This is a genomic window from Streptomyces sp. NPDC048664 (assembly GCF_040650555.1).
Lineage (GTDB): Bacteria > Actinomycetota > Actinomycetes > Streptomycetales > Streptomycetaceae > Streptomyces.
Genome location: NZ_JBEZHK010000008.1, coordinates 141,553 through 164,767, shown reverse-complemented (window position 1 = coordinate 164,767; position 23,215 = coordinate 141,553). Strand labels below are relative to the sequence as shown.

Below are 23,215 nucleotides of genomic sequence, written 5' to 3'. Positions count from 1 at the left end.
AGAGCCGGGGCGCGGGGTCGCGCGGGCTACGGGGCCGTCAAGGGGGTGTAGGTCGACGGGGCGCGGTCCCGGTAGAACTGCCAGCGGGCCCGGACCTCCTCCAGCTTCGCCAGGTCCAGGTCCCGGACCACCAGTTCCGTCTCCTTGTCGCTCGCCACCTCGCCCACGAACTGCGCCTGGGGATCCACGAAGTACGACGTCCCGTAGAAGTCGTTGTCCCCCAGTTCCTCCACGCCCACCCGGTTGATCGCGCCCACGAAGTACTCGTTGGCCACGGCCGCCGCCGGCTGTTCCAGCTGCCACAGGTAGCCGGACAGGCCGCGCGAGGTGGCGGAGGGGTTGAACACGATCTCGGCGCCCGCCAGTCCCAGGGCCCGCCAGCCCTCGGGGAAGTGGCGGTCGTAGCAGATGTAGACGCCGATGCGGCCCACCTTGGTGTCGAAGACGGGCCAGCCGGAGTTGCCCGGGCGGAAGTAGAACTTCTCCCAGAACCCCTGCACCTGCGGGATGTGGGTCTTGCGGTACTTGCCGAGGTAGGAGCCGTCGGCGTCGATCACCGCGGCGGTGTTGTAGAGGACGCCGGGCTGCTCCTGCTCGTACATGGGCAGGACGAGCACGATGCCCAGTTCCTTCGCGAGCGCCTGGAAGCGCTTGACGATGGGGCCGTCCGGGATGCGCTCGGCGTACTCGTAGAACGCCGGGTCCTGGACCTGGCAGAAGTACGGCCCGTAGAACAGCTCCTGGAAGCACAGGACTTGCGCGCCCTGCGCGGCGGCGTCGCGGGCCGCCTGCTCGTGCACCCGGATCATCGACTCCTTGTCGCCCGTCCAGGCGGTCTGGAAGACGGCGGCACGGATCACTCTGCTCATCGGGACCTCCGGTCGCTCGGTGTGCGGTGAGCCTAGGAAGTGCGGCGGGCCGGTTTGAGGTGCACCGTGTCACGTCTGCGCACGAGGGGCGTTCCACCGTGTCACCCTGTCCGGTGCGCACGCGTTTCCCGTGCTTTTCCATGGTGTTTCAGCCTTGTTGGGCGTCGTGCGCGAGCAGCGCGATGTGCACGGAGGCAGCTTGTTCGAAGTCGTCCAGGTCGACTCCGAGCCGCGACTGTATGGCCTGGAGCCTGCGGTAGAGGGCGGGGCGGCTGACATGGTGGAGCTGCGCGGTGCGGGACTTGTTGCGGCCGGTGGCGAGATAGGTGCGCAGCACGGGCAGCAGTTCGGCCTCCGCGTCGTGGCCGCACAGCAGTCCGTCCAGCTCCCGTTCGGCGAAGGACTGGACGTGCGGGTCGTCGCGCAGCAGCCGGATCAGGCCCCGCAGATGGACGTCCCTGAGGCGGACGACGGACGGCAGGCCCAGCTCGGCGCGGCGGCCGGCGACGGCGTCGGCCACATGGCGGGCCTCGCGCAGCCCGGCGGGCACGTCCTCCCAGGCGGTGCGCGCGTCGGCGGCCGCGACGACCGTCGCGCCGGGCGCGGCGAGGCGCTCGGCGAAGTGCGCGGTCAGCACCTCGGCGTCCTGGTCGCGGGCGAGGCTGAGCAGGACCGCCGTCACCCCCTCACCGAGGTCGGCGACGAGCCCGGACAGGCCCAGCACCCGCAGGGTGCGATCGAGGTGGGCGGGGTCCCCGTCGCGCACGACCAGCGGGACGAAGGTGCGGCGGTTCACGGGCAGTCCGGCGGCCCGGGCGCGCGGCAGGAGCTGCCGGGCCGGCAGGGCGCCGCAGGCGAGGTCGGTCAGCAGGCTCTGCGCCGAGTGCTCCTCCCAGGTGTGGGTCGTGCCGCTGAGCATGCGGTGCAGGACGAGGGCCTCGGCCGCGCGTTCGGCGAGGAGCCGTCCGATGGCGTGGTCGCCTCGGAAGCCGCACAGCACGACCCGGCCCCAGCGCTCGCCGCGTCCGCCGAGTTCCGCGCGGACCCAGCCGTCACCCTCGGTCCCACCCGCCTGCCGGGCGATGCGTTCCCAGTCGCGCAGCACGTCGTCCACGGCGGGCCGCTCCCCCGCCGTGGCGAGGACCCGGTGGGCGAGGTTGGTGAGGACCACGGGACAGCCGGCGTGCACGGCGATCTCGTCCAGCAGCCGCTGGAGCGGCGCGCCCGTGGTGATGAGCCCGGTCAGCGCGGTGCGGACGGACTCCGACAGGCTCACGGCCGCGAACTTGCGCCGTACGAGCCGGGACTGGACCTCCTCGGTGAGTTCGGCGAAGGGGAAGGGCCGGTGCAGGACCACCATGGGCAGCCCGCAGCGCTCGGCGGCCCGGCGCATCACCTCCGGGGGCGCGGGGAAGGCCCGGCCGAGTCCGAGGACCACGGCCGCGGCCTCCGCGCGGTGCAGGGAGCGGATGTACTCGGCCTGCCGGTCCGTGTCGCCCGCGAGCAGCACCCCGGTGGTGAGGACCATCTCGCCGCCGGCGAGCATCACCCCGACGTCGGCGGCCTCGGCGACGTGCACCCAGCGCACGGGCCGGTCCAGGTTGCCCGCGCCGGCCACCACCTCGGGCTCTCCGGCGAGCACCCGGTCCAGGGTGAGGACCTGGCGGACCGACAGGGCGGGTTCCTGGGCGGTGGTCATGGCGGTGGTCCCTTGCTCAGCTTGCTCCGTTACCCCTGTGGACGGCCGTTTTACGGTCGTCAGTGCACACTCGCCAGGGCGCGGGCCAGGATGGCGGCGCCTTCCTCGGCCTCGTCGGCGGTGAGCGTGAGCGGCGGGGCGATCCGCAGCACGCTGGTGTCGTGGGCGCCGCCCTTGCCGATCAGCAGGCCGTCGGCGCGGGCGGCCTCGAGCACGGCGGCGGCCGCCGCCGGGTCGGCCTCGTCGGTACCGGGGCGCACCAGTTCGACGCCGATCATCAGTCCACGCCCGCGCACCTCCCGGACGGCGGGTGTGCGGGCGGCGGCGGCGCGCAGCCGTTCGATGAGCAGTCCGCCGACGCGCCGGGCGTTGCCCTGGAGGTCGTGCTCCAGCAGATAGGTGAGGTTGGCGAGGCCGGCCGCCATGGTGACCTGGGTGCCGCCGAAGGTGGAGATGGAGTTGGCGTCCAGGCAGTTCATGATCTCGGCGCGGGCGACGACCCCGCCGATGGACATGCCGTTGCCGATGCCCTTGGCGAAGGTCAGGATGTCCGGGGGGCCGCTGCGGCCGTGGGCCTGCCAGCCCCAGAAGTGGTCGCCGGTGCGCCCCCAGCCGGTCTGGACCTCGTCGGAGATCCACAGGATGCCGCGCTCGCGGAGCACGTCGCGGAAGGCCGCGTACAGCCCGTCGGGCGGGGCGGTGAACCCGCCGACACCCTGGACGGGTTCGGCGATCAGGGCGGCCGGGAGGCGGGTGTGCCCGAGCAGGTCCTCGAGGTCCTCGACGCAAGCCGCGATGAAGTCGGCGTCACCGAGGTGGGCGAAGGGGCCCCGGGTGCGGACACCTCCGTGGACGTAGAGCGTCTGGAGCGGGGACAGCGAGGTCGGGGACCAGGAGCGGTTGCCCGTGATGCCGACGGCGCTGAAGGAGCGGCCGTGGTAGCTGTTGCGCATCGCGAGGATCTGGTTGCTGCGCCGGTGGGTGGTCGCGAGCAGCAGCGCGGTGTCGTTGGCCTCGGTGCCGGAGGTGGTGAAGAAGACGCGGGCGTCCGGGATCTCACTCAACTGGGCGATGCGTTCGGCGAGTTCGATCATCGGGCGGTTGAGGTACAGGGTCGAGGTGTGGAGGACGCGCCCGGCCTGCTCGCTGATCGCCTTGGTGACCTCGGGGAGTGCGTGGGCGGTCATCGTGGTGAGGATCCCGCCGAAGAAGTCGAGGTAGCGGCGCCCGTCGGCGTCCCACACGTGGCGGCCCTCGCCGTGGGTGATCTCCAGCGGGTCCTGGTAGTACAGCGCCAGCCACTCGGGCAGGACGGCCCGGTGCCGGGCGTACAGGTCGCTCACGGCGTCACCAGCCCTTCGTAGGCGTCGGGGCGGCGGTCGCGGTAGAACGCCCACTGCTGCCGCACCTCGTCGATGAGGTCGAAGTCGAGGTCCCGCACGAGGAGTTCCTCGTCCTTGTCGTCGGCGACGTCGCCCACGAAGCGCCCGCGCGGGTCGACGAAGTAGCTCGTGCCGTAGAAGTCGTTGTCGCCGTACTCCTCCTGGCCCACGCGGTTGATCGCGGCGACGAAGTACTCGTTGGCCACGGCCGCGGCGGGTTGCTCCAGTCTCCACAGGTAGGCGGACAGGCCGCGCGAGGTCGCGGACGGGTTGTAGACGAGCTGGGCGCCGTTGAGCCCGAGTTGGCGCCAGCCTTCCGGGAAGTGGCGGTCGTAGCAGATGTACACGCCGACCTTGCCCACGGCGGTGTCGAAGACGGGCCAGCCCATGTTGCCCGGCTTGAAGTAGTACTTCTCCCAGAAGCCCTTCACCTGGGGGATGTGGTGCTTGCGGTACTTGCCGAGGTAGGTGCCGTCCGCGTCGACCACGGCCGCGGTGTTGTAGTAGAAGCCGGACTGCTCGACCTCGAACACCGGGACGACGATCACCATGCCGGTCTCCCGAGCCAGTTCCCGCATTCGGGTGACGGTGGGGCCGTCGGGCACCGGCTCGGCCCACCGGTAGTGCTCCGGCTCCTGCACCTGGCAGAAGTAGGGGGCGTTGAAGACCTCCTGGAATCCGATGATCTTCGCGCCCTGCCGGGCCGCCTCGCGGGCGTGCGCCACATGCTTGTCGATCATGGATTCGCTGTCGCCGGTCCAGGTCGCCTGGACCAGCGCGGCGCGTACGACGTGGGCCATTATGCCGCTCCTTCGCCTGGTGCCCCGCGCGGGGACGTCAGAGAGCCTCTACGCCCGTAGACACAGGCCGTAGACGCTTGAACGTAAGCCTCCGGGAGAGCCTTGCCAAGACCATCGTCGTGAACCCGCTGAGTCGATCACGTTTCGCACCCCTGCGGGTGAGTCGTCCGATTGTCGCCGCCGGGGCCCGGGGGCGGCGCGATCGGGCGGCGCGGTCAGGCGCTGAGACGGGCCGGCGCGCACCGGCCCATGAGGTCGTCCAGGGACAGGCCGAGCACCCGCGCCAGGGCCGCGACCGTGAAGAACGCCGGGGTCGGGGCGCGCCCCGTCTCGATCTTGCGCAGCGTCTCGGCGGAGATGCCGGCGCCGGCGGCCACCTCGGCCATGCTGCGGTCCGCACGGGCCTCGCGCAGCAACCGCCCGAGGCGCTCGCCTCGTTCGCGCTCTTCTGGGGTCAGCGGGTTGCGCACCATGGACCCATTCTAATACCGGTCCCCCACTGCCGGACCGGTATAGTAATTGGGGCGAGGCGGTATAGTAATTGGCATGGTGGAACTCAAGACGGACTCCTCGATCGATGCCATGTACGCGGCCGGCCAAGTGGTCGGCCGCGCCCTCACCGCCGTCCGGCGGGCCGCGGCCGTGGGCGTCAGCCTGCGGGAACTGGACGAGGTGGCACGCCAGGTGCTCGCCGACGCCGGCGCCGACTCGCCCTTCCTCGGCTACCGGCCCTCCTTCGCTACGGCCCCCTTCCCGGCCGTCCTGTGCACGTCCGTCAACGACGCGATCGTGCACGGCGTCCCCGACGGCTACCGGCTGCGCGACGGCGACCTCCTGTCCGCCGACTGCGGCGCCGTGCTGGACGGCTGGGCCGGCGACTCGGCCATCAGCTTCGTCGTGGGCGAGCCCCGTCCCGAGGACGTACGGCTGATCGAGACCGCCGAGCGGGCCCTCGCCGCGGGCATCGAGGCCGCGCGCGTCGGCAACCGGATCGGGGACATCGCCCACGCGGTCGGCACGGTGTGCCGGGCCGCCGGATACGGCGTCCCGCAGGACTTCGGCGGGCACGGGGTGGGCCGCCGGATGCACGAGGACCCTCCGGTCCCCAACGAGGGGCGGCCCGGACGCGGCATGCGGCTGCGGCACGGCATGGTCCTGGCCATCGAGCCCATGCTCGTCGGCGGCGGCACGGACGGCTACCACGAGGCCGGGGACGGCTGGACCCTGCTCACCGACGACGGCTCCCGCGCGGCCCACGCGGAACACACGGTGGCGATCACGGACCGGGGCCCCCGCATCCTCACGGCCCGGCAGCAGCCCGACCCCGCCCTCGCGCCGACCGCCCCCGCCGCCGGAGTCTGACGGCGCGCCGCCGCCCCGGCCCGGGAGCGCCTGCCTCGGCCCCGGCAGGCCGCGACGGGCACGACGGGCACGACGGGCACGGCTGGACATGCCGTGGGGGTGCGTTCGTGCCATCGTGGTACGAGCGCCGGGCGCGCCCTGGGCCCTGTCGGCACCGCTTCGCCTGCCCGCGACGCCTGGTGACAGGACCCGGCGGGCCTGGGCCCCCGCCCGGGCACCCGGCACCGGCACCGGCACGTCGATCAGCGAGCGTGTCCCGGGCCCCGCCGGGACGCCGGAACGGAATGCCATGACCAGCGGGTTCAACGGTCCGCAGGGCTACGGCTCGGACCCCTTCGCAGAGTTCTTCGCACGTATCTTCGGCGGCGGACAGCGCCCCGGTCCCCGGCAGGTCGACCTCGGACGGCTGCTCAGCGAGCCCGCCCGGCAGTTGGTCGCCGGCGCCGCGCAGTACGCCTCCGAGCACGGCAGCCGCGATCTGGACACCCAGCATCTGCTGCGCGCGGCGTTGTCCGCGGAACCCACCCGGAGCCTGCTGACCCGTGCCGGCGCGGACCCCGACTCGCTGGCCACGGAGATCGACCAGCGCGCCGGACCGGCCCGCCAGGATCCCGGCGAGACCCCGCCGCCGACCTCGCTGTCCCTGACGCCCGCCGTCAAGCGCGCCCTGCTGGACGCGCACGAGCTGGCGCGGGCGAGCGGCGCCGGCCACATCGGCCCCGAGCACGTGCTCAGCGCCCTGGCCGCGAACCCGGACTCCGCCGCCGGGCACATCCTGCACTCGGCGCACTACGCGCCCCCCTCCCTGCCCGCGGACGGCGGGGAGAGCACGCAGACACGCCAGGAGCGGCCCCGCCACTCCTCCACCCCGACCCTGGACAAGTTCAGCCGCGATCTGACCGAACTCGCGCGGCAGGGCCGCATCGATCCGGTGATCGGACGCGACGAGGAGATCGAGCAGACCATCGAGGTGCTCTCCCGCCGCGGCAAGAACAACCCGGTCCTCATCGGTGACGCCGGTGTCGGCAAGACCGCCATCGTGGAGGGCCTCGCCCAGCGCATCGCCGAGAACGACGTGCCGGACATCCTGCTCGGCCGCCGGGTGCTCGCCCTGGACCTGACCGCGGTCGTCGCGGGCACCCGCTACCGCGGCGACTTCGAGGAACGGCTCACCACCATCGTGGGCGAGATCCGCGCGCGCTCGGACGAACTGATCGTGTTCATCGACGAGATGCACACCGTGGTCGGCGCGGGCACCGGAACCGACGGCGGCTCCATGGACGCGGGCAACATCCTCAAGCCCGCGCTGGCCCGCGGCGAACTGCACATCGTGGGCGCCACCACGCTGGAGGAGTACCGCAGGATCGAGAAGGACGCCGCGCTCGCCCGCCGCTTCCAGCCGATCCTGGTTCCGGAGCCGACCCTGCCGGACGCCATCGAGATCCTGCGAGGTCTGCGCGACCGCTACGAGGCCCACCACCAGGTGCGCTACACCGACGAGGCGCTGGTGGCGGCCGTCGAGCTGTCGGACCGCTACCTCACCGACCGGCATCTGCCCGACAAGGCCATCGACCTGATCGACCAGGCGGGCGCCCGGGTGCGGCTGAGCGCCCGGACCAAGGGCACGGACGTACGGGCCCTGGAACGGGAGGTCGAGCGGCTGACCCGGGACAAGGACCAGGCGGTCGCCGACGAGAGCTACGAGCAGGCGACCCGGCTGCGCGACCGCATCACCGAGCTCAAGGACCGCATCGACCGCACCGCCGACGACACCGAGGCCGACGAGGGGCAGCATCTGGAGGTGACCGCCGAGGCCGTCGCCGAGGTGGTGTCCCGGCGCACCGGCATCCCGGTCAGCCGGCTCACCGAGGAGGAGAAGAAGCGGCTGCTGGGCCTGGAGGAGCACCTGCACCAGCGGGTGGTCGGGCAGAACGAGGCGGTCGCCGTGGTCGCCGACGCGGTCATGCGCTCACGCGCCGGACTGTCCAGCCCCGATCGGCCCATCGGCAGCTTCCTCTTCCTCGGCCCGACCGGCGTCGGCAAAACCGAACTGGCCCGGGCGCTGGCGGAGGTGCTGTTCGGCAGCGAGGAGCGCATGGTCCGCCTGGACATGAGCGAGTACCAGGAGCGGCACACCGTCAGCCGGCTGGTGGGAGCCCCACCCGGGTACGTCGGCCACGAGGAGGCCGGGCAGCTCACCGAGGTGGTACGGCGCCACCCCTACTCGCTGCTGCTGCTGGACGAGGTGGAGAAGGCCCACCCGGACGTGTTCAACATCCTGCTCCAGGTCCTGGACGACGGCCGTCTCACCGACGCCCAGGGGCGCACGGTGGACTTCACCAACACGGTCATCGCCATGACCAGCAACCTCGGCTCCGAGGCGATCACCCGGCGCGGGGGGTCGATCGGGTTCGGTTCGGGCGGCGCGGAGGCGGACGAGGACGCCCGCCGGGACCAGATCCTGCGCCCGCTGCGCGAGCACTTCCGCCCCGAGTTCCTCAACCGGATCGACGAGATCGTGGTCTTCCGGCAGCTGTCCGCCGAGCAACTGCGCCGCATCACCGACCTGATGCTGGACAAGACCCGGCGCCGGCTGCACGCCCAGGACATCGACGTGACCTTCACCGAGCGCGCCGTGGACTGGCTCGCGCAGCGGGGCTTCCAGCCGGAGTACGGTGCCCGGCCGTTGCGTCGCACCATCCAGCGGGAGGTCGACAACCAGCTCTCCCGGCTGCTGCTGGACGGGCGGATCGAGCGGGACGGCTCGGTCGTGGTGGACGTCGAGGACGGGCGGCTCGCCTTCCGCGGCGAACCGGCCGCCCCGAAGGCCGAGACGGCCTCGACGACCGGATGGTGGCAGACGGCGGCCCAACAGGAGGACGGCCCGCTGCGCCCCGGCGGAATCGGCGACGACAGCGGCGGCACGGCCTGAGCCCGCGACACCGGGCTCGTGAAGCCGCTCACCGACGAGCCCCGGCCGCCGCGACCCCCGAAGTCGGACACCCCCCGAACCCTGGCGTGTGGCCTTCTCCGGGCGCCGTAGGGGCCTTCCGCCGCCGGGTCTTCCCGCGGCGTGGGGGCCGCCGATGTGCGGCGGTCACCTCGTGGGGTCGACCACCATCGCGGAGCCTCCCCCGCGCCGTACCTTCTCGGCCGCCGCCAGCCACTGGCCGTCGGGCAGGCGTTGCACGCCGGTGGCCGCGCCGATCTCCGGGTTCAGCGTGAAGCGGTGGCCGATCGCCTCCAACCGCCCCCGCAGATCGCTGTCGTACAGGGCGGGTTCGAGTTCGGTGGTGGCGGCGTTGCGCTGGCTGGCGCGGGGTGCGGCGATGGCGTCCACCAGCGGCAGACGGCGGTCGAGGAACCCGGTCAGGGTCTGGAGCACGGTGGTGATGATGGTCGCGCCGCCGGGCGAGCCCAGGGCGACGACGGGGCGGCGCTGCCGGTCGAGCACGATGGTCGGGGAGATCGAGGAGCGCGGGCGCTTGCCCGGGCCGGGCAGGTTCGGGTCGTGGACGGCCGGGTTCGCGGGCGTGAACGAGAAGTCCGTCAGCTCGTTGTTGAGCAGGAAGCCGCGATGCGGGACCGTGATGGCGCTGCCGCCGGTCTGCTCGATGGTCAGCGTGTAGGAGACGACGTTGCCCCACTTGTCGGCGACCGTGAGGTGCGTGGTGTTGTCGCCCTCGTACGTCGTCGGCGCGGCCGTGCCGCCCTTGCCGCAGGGCGCCGGACGACGCGGGTCACCGGGTGCCAGCGGGCTGGTGAGCACCGAGTCGTCCTTGATGAGGCAGGCGCGCGAGTCGGCGTAGCGCTGCGACAGCAGTCCGGCGGTGGGCACGTGTTCGAAGGCGGGGTCGCCGACCCAGCGGCCCCGGTCCGCGAACGCGATCCGGCTCGCCTCGATGAAGTGGTGCAGATACTGGACCTGGCCGGCCTTGGACAGGTTCGTCCGCTCCAGGATGTTGAGGGCCTCGCCGACGGTGGTGCCGCCGGAGGAGGAGGGCGCGATGGAGTAGACGCCGAGACCGCGGTACGACGTCCTCGTGGGTGCCTGGAGTTTCGCGCCGTACACGGCGAGATCCCGTGCGGACAGCTTCCCGGGGCGGGCGTTCCAGCCCGAGGCGGGGTCCACCGGCGGCTTGTCGACGGTCGCGACGATGTCCTTGCCGAGGTCCCCGTGGTAGATCGCGCCGATGCCCTCGCGGCCCAGCTGCTCGTAGGTGCGGGCCAGATCGGGGTTCTTGAAGGTGGAGCCCACCGCGGGGAGCTGTCCGCCGGGCAGGAAGAGCCTGGCCGTGTCCGGGAAGGCGCGGAAGCGCGTCTCGTTGGACGCGGTCTGCGAGCGGAAGGTGTCGTCGACGGTGAACCCGTCGCGGGCTATGCGCTCGGCGGGCCTCAGGACGGTGCCCAGCCGCCGGGAGCCCCAGCTGTCCAGCGCCTTCTGCCAGGTGGCGGCCGTACCCGGGGTGCCGACGCTCAGCCCGCTGGTGACGGCGTCGGCGAAGGCCAGCGGCTTGCCGTTCTCCAGGAACAGGGAGGAGTCCGCGGTGCGCGGGGCCGTCTCGCGGCCGTCGATGGTGTGCACCGTACGGCTCTTCGCGTCGTAGTAGACGAAGTAGCCGCCTCCGCCGATGCCCGACGAGTAGGGCTCGGTGACGCCGAGCGCGGCGGCCGTGGCGACGGCCGCGTCCACCGCGTTGCCGCCCTGCCTGAGCACCTCGATCCCGGCGGCGGTGGCGTCCTTGTCGACGCTCGACACCGCCCCGCCGCGCCCCACGGCGACGGGCACCTTCTCCTGAGCCGCCGCGGAGGTCGGCGGCGGCGCCGCTCCCACCGAGACCACGGCGGCCGAGACCGCCAGTACTGCCAGATTCCGCGCGAGGGGGTGACGCATGCGTACCTCCAGTCGACGACGACCGTCCACGCAGGGTAACCGCACAACCCCGGTCCCGTCAGTCCCATCGAACACCGGTACACCCGAGCCCGCTACCATGCGCCGCCATGAACGACGACGTCCGCAACATCCTCCTCGGGGTGGCCGCCACCGGTGTCAGCGCCGCTCTCGGCTGGCTCGCCCGCACCTATCTGTGGCGGCGGAAACTGAGGCGCAAGCAGGCGTTCTTCGGCCTTCCGGAGAACTCCGAGTCGCTTCTGGTGGTCAACCGCAACGCGGGCGGTCCCGACCTGACGGTGACGCGGCAGGACGTGTTCGCCCTGCTGGAACTCTCGGCGCTCATCAAGGACTGCGGTGCGCGCGCCCAGGTCGTCGCGCACGACACGGCGCAGCAGGGATTCGGTGAGCGCACGGAGTTCTGCGTGGGCGGCCCGGGCTCGAACCACCGGATGGAGGCCCATCTGCGGTCCTTGCTGCCCGGTGTCCGGGCGGGCGAACCCGGCCCGGACCGCGCCGCGTTCGTGATAGGCGGCGAGCGGTATCCGCTGGAGAAGGGCAGGACCGAGTACGCGATCCTCGCGAGGCTCACCGCGGATCTGGGGCACGGCACGCGACCCGTCTTCCTGTTCTGCGGTCAGCGCGCGATCGACAACCAGGCGGCGAGCCGCTACCTCGCGCGGCACCACGAGCGGCTGGCCCGCAGATACGGCACGGGCTCCTTCGTCCTGCTGCTGAAGGTCGTCAACTCGCAGGCGTACGGGCCCGATGTGGTGGAGCTGGTCGGTGACGTCACCCGGGCCGCCCGCACCCCGGTCGCGGAGCCGGATCCCCAACCCGCCGGTGACACCGCGTAGTTGCTCGTTCACCTCGCAACCTTTACCCGTACGTAACTTACCGACGGGTTACCTCTGGTAAGCCTGGCCGGTTACCGTCGGGTCACTTTGCACTCGTTGAAGTTCGTCCCAGTGAGGAGTGACCCATGAGAAGTGCACGGGGGATCCTGCGTACGACCGCCGTGGGAGCCGTCTCGGCCACGCTGATCGCCGGGGGCGCCTTCGGGCTCGCACCCGCCGCGCAGGCGAGCGACGTGCGGTTCGTCGACATCACCGGGGACGGCGGCACGGTCCTGAAGGCGAACGTCGCCACGCCCGCGCACGCCGACGGCACGCACCGCTACCCGCTCATCGTGATGCCGACGAGTTGGGCCCTGCCCCAGGTCGAGTACCTGGCCCAGGCGCAGAAACTGGCCGACTCCGGCTATGTGGTGGTCGGATACAACGTGCGCGGCTTCTGGCAGTCCGGCGGCGAGATAGAAGTGGCGGGACCACCGGACATAGCGGACGCCTCCAAGGTGATCGACTGGGCGCTGGCCAACACCCCGTCGGACTCGGGCCACATCGGCATGGCGGGCGTCTCCTACGGCGCCGGCATCAGCCTGCTGACCGCCGCGCAGGACAAGCGCGTCAAGGCCGTCGCCTCGCTGAGTGGCTGGTCCGACATCGTCGGCTCGCTCTACTACGGTCGCACCCAGCACCTGCAGGCGGCGGCGATGCTGGCGGGCAGCTCGATGCTCACCGGCCGGCAGAGCGCCGGGACCAAGCAGATGTTCAAGGACTACTTCTCCGGTGACGTGTCCAAGGAGTCCTCGCTGATCGAGTGGGGCAAGGTGCGCTCGCCCTCGACCTACCTCGACCGGCTGAACCGCAACGGCACCGCGGTCATGCTCGCCAACGCCTGGGGCGACTCGATCTTCCCGCCCAACAGCTACGGCGACTTCTACGAGAAGCTGACGGGCCCCAAGCGCCTCGAACTGCGCCCGGGCGACCACGCGACCGCCGAGATGACCGGGCTCTTCGGGCTGCCCAACGACGTCTGGAACGACACCGACCGGTGGTTCGACCACTACCTCAAGGGTGACGACAACGGCGTGGACCGGGAGCAGCCGGTCGAGCTCTCCTCCCGTACCGGCGGCGGCTACGAGGGCTACCCGGACTGGAAGTCGGTGGGCGCGACCAGCCGGAAGATCGACCTCGGCGGCACGAAGAGGATCTACGCGAACGTCGACTCCGGTGCGGACGGCGGCATCCTCTTCCTGTCCAGCATCCTGGACCAGGTCGCGCAACTGCCCCCGATGGCCTCGATCCCGCTGCTGCCGCGCCTGTGGGCGGCCGTGTGGCAGTCCGGGAGGTACGACAGCGCCCAGCGGGTCCGCGGCACGGTGAAGCTGCACACCACGGTCACCGGCACCAAGGAGAACGGCACCCTCGTCGCCTACCTCTACGACGTCGGGCCGCTCGGCATCGGCAAGCTGGTCACGCACGCGCCGTACACCTGGTACGGGCAGACTCCGGGCAAGCCGTTCGGCGTGGACCTGGACCTGCTCTCGACGGCCTACGACGTGCCGGCCGGGCACAAACTGGCCCTGGTCGTCGACACGGTCGACCCGCTCTACATGGAGCACAACCCGTCCGGCGCGCAGCTGACCTTCTCCTCGCCGGCGGACGATCCGTCATACGTGTCCGTACCGCTGCGCGAGCAGTGATCACCGGCTGCGGCCGGCCGGGCCTGGCCCTGTGACTGCCGGTCCCCTCCCCCTACGGCTCAGGGGCCGTGGGGGGAGCCCCGTCCGGCAGCAGTGTCCCCGGCCCGGCCGCGGCCACTTCCACGGCACCGGTCTTGGGACTTCTGCGCTCCCAGCGGGCCACCCACTGCGCGACCCCTGAGAGCAGCATGCACATCCCGATGTAGATCGGCGAGATCACCATCACCACGGGGATGAACGGCAAATCGTAGTCGAGGTTCGATGCGATGAGCTTCCCGGCGTGGAGAAACTCCTCGTAGGTGATGAGGAATCCCAGCGAGGTGTCCTTGAGGGCGACCACCAACTGGCTGATGATGGCGGGCAGCATCGCCCGTACGGCCTGGGGTGCCAGGACGTGGGTCATGACCTGGGTCTTGCGCAGACCGAGTGCGTAGGCGGCCTCCTTCTGGCCCCGTTCCACGGAGTTCACGCCGGAGCGGAACACCTCGGCGAGCACGGAGCCGTTGTAGAGCGTGAGTCCCGCCACCAGCGCCGGCAGGGGCTGCACCTTGAGCGCCACGAAGATGAAGAAGATCATCACCAGCAGCGGCATGGCACGGAAGAACTCCACGACGAGCGTGGACAACACCCGCACCGGAGCATGGTCGGAGAGCCGTCCGGTGGCGAGGGCCGCGCCGAGGACGAGGGAGAGCACGGCGGCGAGCGCGAAGGCCTTGAGCGTGTTGCCGAGGCCGCGCAGCAGCAGTCCCTGGATTCCCGCGTACTCGAAGGGCAGCCACTTCGTGTAGGCGAACTGGCCCGTGTCGACCAGCAGATACGCGATCCAGACGACCAGGGCGAGCAGGACCGCGGTGGCCGCGAGGCCGTAGATCCGGTGCCTGGCACGCGTCTTGGGGCCGGGGACGTCGTAGAGGGCCGTGGCCGCGGCGGTCCTGACGGTCATCGGGCCACCCCCCAGCGGCGCTCCAGGAGATGGAACAGCACGCTCAGGGCGCCGGTGATGACGAGGTATCCGACGGCGATCCAGACGAACGTCCAGACGATGTTGTAGCCGAGCTCGCTCAGCGGCCGGTAGGTGCCGAGCAGTTCGGTCACGCTGAAGGCTCCCGCGATGGCCGAGTTCTTGGCGAGCGCGATCAGGATCGAGCCGACCGGTGGGATCACCGCGCGGAAGGCCTGCGGCAGGACCACGTGCGACAGGGTCTGCCCGAAGGTCATCCCGAGGCTGCGGGCCGCCTCCCCCTGCCCCGTGGGCACGGTGTTGATGCCCGAGCGCAGCGCCTCGCAGATGAACGCCGAGGTGTAGCAGCCGAGCGCGAGGACCGCGAACACCGTGAAGGGCAGCACCAGTCCGAAGCGGGGCAGGCCGAGCAGCACCGCGAAGAACAGCAGGGTGAGCGGGGTGTTGCGCAGCACCGCCACCCACGCCGTGCCGAGCACCCGCAGGGACCGCACCGGCGCGACCCGGAAGGCGGCCATCAGCGAGCCCAGCACCAGCGCCAGCAGGGAGGAGTAGACGGTGAGTTCCACGGTGCCGAGGAAGCCCGCGGTGAAGAGGGACAGATTGTCGGTCAGTACGTTCACGGGAGTCTCGCTGCCGTCTCGCTCAGGGCGCCGGATAGCGGTCGATGGGTGGTGGGGTGGGGGCGGGCACTCCGGACAGGCCGAGGGTCGCCTCGTACGCCCTCTTCCAGTCGCCGTTCTTCTCCCGGGCCGCGAGCGCGTCGTCCAGCGCGAAGCGCAGTGCGTCGTCGGCGCGGGGGACGCCGATGCCGTAGGGCTCCTTGGAGAAGGGGCGGCCGACGACCTTCAGTTCGTCCGGCGCCTTCGCCGCATAGCCGATGAGGATGGCGTCGTCGGTGGTGACCGCGTCGACCTGGTAGGTCAGCAGGTTGTCCACGCACACCGAGTAGGAGTCGTAGGCGACGAGGACCGCCTTCGGGTACGCGTCGCGGATCCGCTGGTAGGGCGTCGACCCCGCGACGGAGCACACGCGCCTGCCGTCGAGGTCCTGCGGACCGTGGATGTCGTCCTCGTCGCGGCGCACCAGCAGGGACTGCCCGGCCAGGTAGTAGGGGCCCGCGAAGCCGACGAGCTTCTTGCGCAGGTCGTTGATGGTGTAGGTGCCGACGTAGAAATCGATCTGCCCGTTCTGCAGGGCCGTCTCGCGGTTGGCGGAGGCGATGGTCACGAAGCGGGTGGTCGTGGGGTCGAAGCCGAGCGAGGCCGCCATCATCCGGGCGATCTCGATGTCGAATCCGGCGTAGGCGCCGGTGGCGGGGTCCTTCTCCCCCAGATAGGGCTGGTCCTCCTTGACGCCGACGACGAGATGGCCGCGCCTCTCGGCCCGCCGCCACGTGGGCGAGGCGGGCAGCCGGAAGCCCTTGTCCACCTGGTAGACGGGGAGTCGGCCGGTGGCAGGGCCCCGGGTCGGGGGGCTGCCGGCCCTGCCGCAGGCGGCGGCCGCCGAGGCCAGGAGCAGAGCCAGGACGACGCACACGCGTCCGGCACGGGTCACAGGTCGCACTCGCACTCTGGTCGGCACCCCTCAGTGCTTGAGGATCTTGGAGAGGAAGTCCTTGGCGCGGTCGCTGCGTGGATGCGTGAAGAACTCCTCCGGGGCGCGATCCTCCAGAATGCGTCCGTCGGCCATGAAGACGACACGGTCGGCGGAGGCGCGCGCGAACCCCATCTCGTGCGTGACCACGACCATCGTCATGCCGTCCTGGGCGAGCCGGCGCATCACCTCCAGGACCTCGTTGATCATCTCGGGGTCGAGGGCGGAGGTCGGTTCGTCGAACAGCAGCACCTTGGGGTCCATCGCGAGGGCGCGGGCGATGGCGACCCGCTGCTGCTGGCCGCCCGAGAGCTGGGCCGGGTACTTGGCCGCCTGGGCCGCGAGCCCGACGCGGTCGAGCAGTTCCCGGGAGCGCGCGTCGGCGGCGTCCCGTCCGCGGCGGCGGACCTTGACCGGGGCGAGCGAGACGTTCTGCAGCACGGTCTTGTGGGCGAAGAGGTTGAAGGACTGGAAGACCATGCCCACGTCGGCGCGGAGCCGGGCCAGGGCCCTGCCCTCCTCGGGCAGCGGGCTGCCGTCGAGCCTGATGGTGCCGGACTGGATGCTCTCCAACCGGTTGACGGTCCTGCACAGGGTGGACTTCCCGGACCCGGACGGGCCGACGACCACGACCACCTCGCCCTTGCCGACCGTGAGATCGATGTCCTGGAGAACGTGCAGATCGCCGTACCACTTGTTCACACCGTCGAGTTCGATCAGCGGATCGACCGCCATGCCCACCCGCCCTGCTCGCTCCGTGCCACCGGTGCCGCAAACTATCCAGCGGTGACCTGACGGAACACCCGACACGCACTTTTCGGGCATTAGCCGTATTTACGGCAAAAGGGAACGGTCTAGGACTCCGCCGCTTCCGCGTACACCTGCGAGAGCTCGGGGACACCGGTGGCCGCCCAGGTGTGGCCGTCGCCGACCACGTCGATCTCGCGGCCGGACGCCAACGCGACCACGGGGTGGCCGCTCGGCCAGATCTTCCAGGCGCTCCCCCGGACGGTGCGCACGATGACCGTGCCCAGATACAGGCCCGCGTCGTTGCCCAGCCAGGGCAGGAGTTCCGGGTCGTCGCGCCAGCGCGGCACGAGCTGGTCGAGCGCCTCCAGCGACCCCGCGGAGTCGTCGAGGACCACGCCCGCGTCCTCGGCGTGGGAGCGCAGCAGCTCGCACTCGGAGAGCAGCTCGGCGACGGCGGCCGCGTCACCACCGCCGTCGGAGAACACCGCGACACCGAAGGCGGGCTCGCGCCTCTTTCGCCGGCGGCCGAGGAAGGGGATGTCCATGCCTCCAGCGTGGCACCGGCGCGGCGGGTCCCTCCACAGGGCGCGCGGCGTCGGCTACACCTCCAGGTCCACCACCACGGGTGCGTGGTCGGAGGCGCCCTTGCCCTTGCGCTCCTCGCGGTCCACGTACGCGTCCTTGACCGCCGCCGCGAACGGCTGGTTCCCGTACACCAGGTCGATGCGCATGCCGCGGTTCTTGGGGAAGCCGAGCTGGCGGTAGTCCCAGTACGTGAACGGCCGGTCGTACTTCAGCGGGCGGGGCACGACGTCCGCCAGACCCGTGGCCCGCAGCTCGGCCAGGGCCGCCCGCTCGGCCGGGGTGACATGGGTGAGCCCCTCGAAGGCCGCCACGTCGAAGACGTCGTCGTCCGTCGGCGCCACGTTGTAGTCCCCCAGGACCGCGAAGGGGCGGCCGCCGCCCGCGTCGCCCGCGACGGCGGCCTTCAGGGCTTCGAACCACTGGAGCTTGTACGCGTAGTGCGGGTGGTCCACCTCGCGGCCGTTGGGTACGTACACCGACCAGACGCGGAGGGGGCCGCAGGTGGCCGACAGGGCGCGGGGCTCCTCGACGCCGTCGTAGCCCGGGTCGCCGGGCAGGCCCTTGACCACGTCCTCGATGCCGACGCGGGAGAGCACCGCCACTCCGTTCCACCGGCCCGTGGCGTGGACCGCGGCCTCGTAGCCCAGCTCGCGCAGCTGCTCGTACGGGAACTGGGCCTCGGCGACCTTGGCCTCCTGCAGGCACAGCACGTCCGTGCCGCTGCTCTCGAGCCAGGCCAGCAGCCGGGGCAGGCGGGCGGTGATCGAGTTCACGTTCCAGGTCGCGATGCGCATGGCCCACAACCTACCCGGCGGGTGTGACAACGCGCTCAGAGCTGGGCGGACGTCCCGGGGGTGAGCCTGAGGTGCTCGGCTCCGCCGAGCGCGGCGATCTGGTGGTCGTAGATCGGACGGGCCAGGTCCGTCAGCAGGGCGTCGTGGATGTCGTAGGCGCGCAGCGGCTTGACCTCGCGGACGTAGTCGATCACCTCGGAGATCTTGTTCCACGGGGCCATCACGGGCAGCATCAGCGTCTGCACCGGGTGGTCGGGGAGGGTCAGCGCGTCGCCGGGGTGGAAGACCTTGCCGCCGTCGACGAGGAATCCGACGTTCGTGATGCGCGGGATGTCCGGATGGATCACCGCGTGCAGTTCGCCGTGCACCTGGACCTCGAAGCCGGCGGCCGTGAACGTGTCGCCGTGCCCGACGGTGTGCACCCGGCCCGGGAACGCCGCCGAGATCTGCTCGGCGACGGAGGCGAGCGTCCAGATCTCGGCGCCCGGATTGGCCTCCATGCCCACCCGCAGCCGGTCCTCGCTGAAGTGGTCGGCGTGCTCGTGCGTGACCAGGATGACCTCGGCGGCGGCCGCGGCGTCCTCCTCGCTGAAGGCACCGGGGTCGATGACGAGCGTGCGTCCGTCCTTCTCCAGACGGACGCACGCGTGCGACTTCTTCGTGAGCTTCATGACCCCATCCTGCCCCGGCCCGGGCGCGGGGCGCCGTTCACTCCTGGGGTGTCGTCTCCTCCCGGATGACGCGCTGGGCGACCTTGAACGCGCTGTTCGCGGCCGGGACGCCGCAGTAGACGGCCGCCTGCAGCAGCACCTCCCTGATCTCCGCCGGGGTCAGCCCGTTGCGCAGGGCCGCCCTGGTGTGGTCGGCGAGGTCCTCCAGGTGACCGCCCGCGACCAGGGCCGTGAGCGTGACCGTGCTGCGCGTACGGCGGTCGAGGCCGGGCCGGTCCCAGATCTCGCCCCACGCGTAGCGGGTCACGAACTCCTGGAACTCCCCGGAGAACTCGTCCGCCGAGGCGAGCACCCGGTCGACATGGGCGTCACCGAGCACCTCGCGGCGGGCCTTGAGCCCGGCCTCGTACGGGTCGTCGCGGTCCGTGGCTGGGCCCCGCCCGCCTCCCGGACGCGCGGGGCCGATCTCGGCCACGGGAGCCGTGGGCGCCGCGGCGGCCAGGGGCGCCCCGGAGGCCGTCGGCGGCGGCCCGGCCAGGACCGGCTTCACCGGGGAGGCCGCGATCGCCGACATCTGGCCGGTGGCCTCGAACGTGGGCTGCCATGCCGTGGAGAAGTGGTGGACCAGCAGGTCCGTGACCGCCGCGGGCTGTTCCACGGGCACCAGATGGGAGGCTCCGGGCACGACCGCGAGCCGGGCGTCCGGTATCCCGGCGACCAGGGTGCGCGCCTCGGCGGGCCCGGTGACCTGGTCGTCGGAGCCGACGAGGACCAGGGTGGGGGCGCCGACACGGCCGAGCTCGGCCCGCACGTCGAAGGCGGCGAGCGCCTCGCAGGCCGCGATGTAGCAGCCGGGGTCGGTGGTGCGCACCATCTGCACCGCCCACTCGGTGATCGCGGGCTGGGCCGCCGCGAAGCCCCCGGTGAACCAGCGCTCCGGCGAGGTCCGCGCGATCGGGTCCAGGCCGTTGGAGCGGACGATCACACCGCGCTGACGGAACTCGTCGGCCGTGCCGAAGCGCGGGGAGGCGGCGATCAGGGCGAGCGAGGCGAGCCGCTCCGGGTGGCGCAGGGCCAGCTGCACGCCGACGGCGCCGCCGAGCGCGCAGCCCGCGTATCCGAACCGCTGCACCCCGAGCATGTCCAGGGTCGCGAGCAGGCGGGCGGTGAGGTCACCGACGGAGGTGACCGGGTGGGCGGGGGCGCCGCCGTGCCCGGGGAGGTCGAACCGGAAGACACGCCACTGCTTGGTGAGCTCGGGAACCTGCCGATCCCACATGTGCCAGGTGGTCCCGAGTGAGGGTCCCAGGATCAGGACGGGGGCGTCCTCTGGCCCGTCGAAGCGGTATTGCAAGGTGTTAGGTGGTGTCTCGCTCACCCGTCCGAGCCTCTCATCTGTCATGAGATGTCACATCGCCGGGGTGAATCTAGCGGGCCTCGTCCCACTCCCGGTCCCACTCTTGACAAATCACCCGGCTGGTGCACCGTGTGACTCACGCCTGCATCCGGCGCTCTGCGCGGGGCGCGGTCCTGCTCGTGATCCGGGAACAACCGGCTACCACGCTCTGACCTGCACGCCAAACGGGGTTCACGGTATGCGAACCCCTGTTGCCGCCCGCCGATGACGGATTGTGCCGTCGGCGAGCAGCCGCGATTCTCGCTGAGCAGTCAGAGTCCTTACCGCCGACCGGCCGATGGGAGCAGGTCTCAGGCAGGCGGCTCCCGACTGCACGGAGCACCGCTCCCGCTCACGTGCGGCGTCGCCGCGACGAAGCAGCCACCCATCGGACCGGAGGAGCACACCCATGTCCGCGCCGCTCACCAGCACGCGCACATCCACGGACGAGAGCCGGCCCACGACCGGGCCGCGTCGGTACGGAACCCGCCACCGCTGGGTCATCCTCGGCATCGGCATCGCCTCGCAGGCGGCCTTCTCGGCAGCCTTCCAGGGCATCCCGACCACCTCGACCGCCATGCGCAGCGCGTACCACCTCACCAACGGCAGGCTGGGCATCGTTCTGGCGGCCGTCTCCCTGGGTATCGCGATCTCGGAGGTGCCCTGGGGGATGTGGACCGACAGGTTCGGTGAGCGGCGCATCCTGCTCACCGGGCTGCTCTCCACCGGCGTGGTTCTGGCGCTCATGGCCGGCGCGGTGGTACCCGGCGGCGGCGCCGTCCCGGCCCTCGGCCCGCTCGGGGCCGGGCTCCTCCTGGTAGGTGTGCTGGGCGGGTCGGTCAACGGGTCTTCCGGACGTGCGGTCATGGCCTGGTTCAAGGACGGCCAGCGGGGACTGGCCATGAGTTTGCGGCAGACCGCGATTCCGGCCGGAGGGGCCATCGGCTCCGCCCTGCTTCCCTGGCTTGCCGTCGGTTTCGGATTCCGCGCCGTCTACGGGGTCCTCGCCCTCTTCTGCTTCGCCGCGGCCGCCGCGACCTACCGGTGGATGCATTCCCCGCAGGAGGACGCGCCCTCGGCCGACGGCGTCGCGGCTGCGGCGCAAGCACCCCGGACCTCTCCCCTGAAGAGCATCGAGGTGTGGCGACTCGCACTGGCGTCAGGCTTGCTGACGATCCCGCAGTTCGCCATCCTCACCTTCGTCGCCGTCTTCCTCCACGACGCCCACCACGCGTCGCTCGCCGTCGGAGCCACCGCCATCGTCATCGTCCAGATCGGTGGAGCCGCCGCCCGCGTGGCCTCGGGCCGCTGGACCGACCAGCACGCCGGATCCCGACGGCCCTACGTTCGGGCGGTCGGCGTGGGCGCCACGGTGGCCCTGGCGGCGGCAGCCGTCCTCAGCCACTCCAGCACCCCCGCGGTCGTCGCCGCGCTGATCGTCTCGGGCATCCTGGCCAACGCCTGGCACGGCGTCGCGTACACCGAGATCGCCCATATGGCCGGGGCGAGCCGCGCGGGCACCGCGCTCGGCCTGGAGAACACCACCGTCTTCGCGGCGGGGTTCGTCGCCCCGCTCATGGTGCCCCTGGTGGCCGGGGTGTCGTGGTCTCTGGTCTGGGTGATCTGCGCCGCCGCCACCCTCTTGGCCGTGCCGCTCGCGCCCGGCAGGGAGTGACCCACCCGTGTACGCCCCTACGCAACTGCGCTTCGACGCCGGCCGGATCCACCTGAACCCGCTCGCCGCTCGGAACGCCGACGCGGGCCGACCGCCCGTCTAGACGGTCGGGGCAGACGTGGACAGCCGCATTCTCCGCAGGTGGAGTGCCACATCCGTCGGGCACTTGCGCACGTTCCAGACCACTTCAGTGATCACCTTGGCGCCGGTGTACACCGGAAGTGCCTTCACCTTCCCGCTGGACAACCACGGCTTGATCGCGACCACCGGCAGCAGACCGACACCCAGTCCGGCCAGAGCCGCCGACTTGACACCCTCCAGGTTGCCGACCTGGAGCACCTCCGCGCCGGGGAGCTGGCGCAGGATCTCACGCTCGGTCAGCCGGCGGTACACGCAGTCCGGTCCGGTGACCAGCACCCGCCGTGGTGACGCGGCCTCGTCGCCCGTGCCCACGAGGACGGTCTCCTCCTCCCACAGGGCCTGTCGGGCGAGGCACTCGGAGTCGGCCAGGTCGCGGTCGTCCTCCGACCGGACGCCGTTGACGAGGACCACTTCCGGCCGTCCCGCGACGACCTGCTCCCGCAGCCGGGTCGCCGCCCCCGTCTCCACCTCGACCTTCACGTTCGGAACGAAACGAGACAGCATGCGCAGGAAGATCGGCAGCCGATACGCGCAGACCGAGTCGGTGGCACCGACGTGAAGCGACGCCTCGGTACCGCCCTCCGCCTCGACCACCGCCACCCGGGCACGCTCCATGCTGTCGAGGATGTCCTCGGCATGGTCCAGGAGGGCCACACCCGACATCGTCAGCGGATGACTCGGCGAGTGGCGGTCGAAGAGCTTGACGCCCAGCGAGCGTTCGAGGTTCTGGATATGGCCCGTCACGGTGGAGCGCGCGTAGCCGAGCCGATCGGCCGCGCCGCTCATGCTGCCCTCGCGGGCTGCCACGGCGAACGTCTCGAGCCAGCGAATCTCCATGTCTCCCCCAGCACTCCGCCACAGCGCGGGCACGACCGAATTCCGCCCAGCACACCAGTCTGCCTGCATTCAAGGCCAGCCGGTCCACGGAGACAACACCGAAAAGACACGGAGGCCGCATTCCCGCCATACGTAGCGAGGGTCGTCCGCATACTGGGTGCGTGCGGACGATCCGACAACGCGGCGAGGTGCCGTAGCTGTCGTCGCGCGCCCGCCGGGGATTACGGGACAGCCCTTGGCCGCACTCCGGTACCGCGGTCT

General features: G+C 71.5%; 20 protein-coding genes. 5 read left to right on the top strand and 15 right to left on the bottom strand.

Annotated features, from left to right (window positions below):
- Positions 1–26: 26 nt before the first annotated feature.
- The 5 genes from AB0C59_RS11570 to AB0C59_RS11550 form a co-directional block, all read right to left on the bottom strand.
- Positions 27–869, bottom strand: coding sequence for a nitrilase-related carbon-nitrogen hydrolase (locus AB0C59_RS11570; RefSeq protein ID WP_363003129.1), 843 nt, complete (start codon positions 867–869; stop codon positions 27–29).
- A gap of 148 nt (positions 870–1,017) precedes the next feature.
- Positions 1,018–2,568 carry a PucR family transcriptional regulator gene (locus AB0C59_RS11565; protein ID WP_363003127.1) on the bottom strand — a complete coding sequence of 517 codons (1,551 nt, stop codon included), beginning with the start codon at positions 2,566–2,568 and terminating at the stop codon, positions 1,018–1,020.
- Positions 2,569–2,627: 59 nt separating this feature from the next.
- Positions 2,628–3,911, bottom strand: a complete 1,284-nt coding sequence (locus AB0C59_RS11560) for an aspartate aminotransferase family protein (protein WP_363003125.1) — start codon at positions 3,909–3,911, stop codon at positions 2,628–2,630.
- Complete coding sequence (locus tag AB0C59_RS11555; RefSeq protein ID WP_363003123.1) at positions 3,908–4,750, bottom strand: nitrilase-related carbon-nitrogen hydrolase; 843 nt, start codon at positions 4,748–4,750, stop codon at positions 3,908–3,910. Before AB0C59_RS11555 ends, AB0C59_RS11560 begins: the two co-directional genes overlap by 4 nt.
- A 215-nt stretch (positions 4,751–4,965) precedes the next feature.
- The gene (locus tag AB0C59_RS11550; RefSeq protein WP_363003121.1) at positions 4,966–5,223 is read right to left on the bottom strand and encodes a helix-turn-helix transcriptional regulator; all 258 of its coding nucleotides are present in this window, start codon (positions 5,221–5,223) and stop codon (positions 4,966–4,968) included.
- Positions 5,224–5,296: 73 nt separating this feature from the next.
- On the opposite strand from AB0C59_RS11550, the gene map reads away from it, so the two are divergent.
- Together map and AB0C59_RS11540 are read left to right on the top strand one after the other, a co-directional pair.
- On the top strand, positions 5,297–6,112 hold the full coding sequence (gene map / locus AB0C59_RS11545) for a type I methionyl aminopeptidase (RefSeq protein ID WP_363003119.1): 816 nt from the start codon (positions 5,297–5,299) through the stop codon (positions 6,110–6,112).
- A 289-nt stretch (positions 6,113–6,401) separates the two neighbouring features.
- Complete coding sequence (locus tag AB0C59_RS11540) at positions 6,402–9,044, top strand: ATP-dependent Clp protease ATP-binding subunit (RefSeq protein ID WP_363003117.1); 2,643 nt, start codon at positions 6,402–6,404, stop codon at positions 9,042–9,044.
- 165 nt (positions 9,045–9,209) lie between these two features.
- On the opposite strand, the gene ggt is transcribed toward AB0C59_RS11540, so the two are convergent.
- On the bottom strand, positions 9,210–11,006 hold the full coding sequence (gene ggt / locus AB0C59_RS11535) for a gamma-glutamyltransferase (protein WP_363003115.1): 1,797 nt from the start codon (positions 11,004–11,006) through the stop codon (positions 9,210–9,212).
- A gap of 107 nt (positions 11,007–11,113) precedes the next feature.
- Here ggt and AB0C59_RS11530 point away from each other — a divergent pair, with 107 nt between their 5' ends.
- Entirely contained in the window at positions 11,114–11,860 is a 747-nt protein-coding gene (locus AB0C59_RS11530) for a hypothetical protein (protein WP_363003113.1), read from the top strand.
- A gap of 125 nt (positions 11,861–11,985) precedes the next feature.
- Entirely contained in the window at positions 11,986–13,548 is a 1,563-nt protein-coding gene (locus tag AB0C59_RS11525) for an alpha/beta fold hydrolase (RefSeq protein WP_363003111.1), read from the top strand.
- 52 nt (positions 13,549–13,600) lie between these two features.
- Here the strand turns inward: AB0C59_RS11525 and AB0C59_RS11520 are convergent, their stop codons facing one another.
- From AB0C59_RS11520 to AB0C59_RS11485, 8 genes are all read right to left on the bottom strand, one after another.
- A complete protein-coding gene (locus AB0C59_RS11520; RefSeq protein WP_363003109.1) occupies positions 13,601–14,491 on the bottom strand; it encodes an amino acid ABC transporter permease in 891 nt (296 codons plus the stop codon).
- Positions 14,488–15,132: an amino acid ABC transporter permease gene (locus tag AB0C59_RS11515; protein ID WP_363003107.1), complete on the bottom strand. Its 645-nt coding sequence runs from the start codon at positions 15,130–15,132 to the stop codon at positions 14,488–14,490. The genes AB0C59_RS11520 and AB0C59_RS11515 overlap by 4 nt, the downstream gene beginning before the upstream one ends.
- Positions 15,133–15,154: 22 nt before the next feature.
- Positions 15,155–16,066 (bottom strand): glutamate ABC transporter substrate-binding protein, encoded by a 912-nt coding sequence (locus tag AB0C59_RS11510; protein WP_363003105.1) that lies wholly within the window; start codon positions 16,064–16,066, stop codon positions 15,155–15,157.
- A gap of 30 nt (positions 16,067–16,096) precedes the next feature.
- The gene (locus AB0C59_RS11505) at positions 16,097–16,840 is read right to left on the bottom strand and encodes an amino acid ABC transporter ATP-binding protein (RefSeq protein WP_363003103.1); all 744 of its coding nucleotides are present in this window, start codon (positions 16,838–16,840) and stop codon (positions 16,097–16,099) included.
- 119 nt (positions 16,841–16,959) lie between these two features.
- Positions 16,960–17,400 (bottom strand): DUF6278 family protein, encoded by a 441-nt coding sequence (locus AB0C59_RS11500; protein ID WP_363003101.1) that lies wholly within the window; start codon positions 17,398–17,400, stop codon positions 16,960–16,962.
- A 54-nt stretch (positions 17,401–17,454) separates the two neighbouring features.
- On the bottom strand, positions 17,455–18,234 hold the full coding sequence (locus tag AB0C59_RS11495; RefSeq protein WP_363003099.1) for an exodeoxyribonuclease III: 780 nt from the start codon (positions 18,232–18,234) through the stop codon (positions 17,455–17,457).
- A gap of 35 nt (positions 18,235–18,269) precedes the next feature.
- Positions 18,270–18,905, bottom strand: coding sequence for an MBL fold metallo-hydrolase (locus tag AB0C59_RS11490; protein WP_363003097.1), 636 nt, complete (start codon positions 18,903–18,905; stop codon positions 18,270–18,272).
- 37 nt (positions 18,906–18,942) lie between these two features.
- The gene (locus AB0C59_RS11485; RefSeq protein ID WP_363003095.1) at positions 18,943–20,283 is read right to left on the bottom strand and encodes an alpha/beta fold hydrolase; all 1,341 of its coding nucleotides are present in this window, start codon (positions 20,281–20,283) and stop codon (positions 18,943–18,945) included.
- Between the two features lie 427 nt (positions 20,284–20,710).
- On the opposite strand from AB0C59_RS11485, the gene AB0C59_RS11480 reads away from it, so the two are divergent.
- A complete protein-coding gene (locus AB0C59_RS11480) occupies positions 20,711–21,976 on the top strand; it encodes an MFS transporter (RefSeq protein WP_363003093.1) in 1,266 nt (421 codons plus the stop codon).
- 99 nt (positions 21,977–22,075) lie between these two features.
- On the opposite strand, the gene AB0C59_RS11475 is transcribed toward AB0C59_RS11480, so the two are convergent.
- Positions 22,076–22,954, bottom strand: a complete 879-nt coding sequence (locus AB0C59_RS11475; RefSeq protein WP_363003091.1) for a LysR family transcriptional regulator — start codon at positions 22,952–22,954, stop codon at positions 22,076–22,078.
- Between the last annotated feature and the right edge of the window lie 261 nt (positions 22,955–23,215).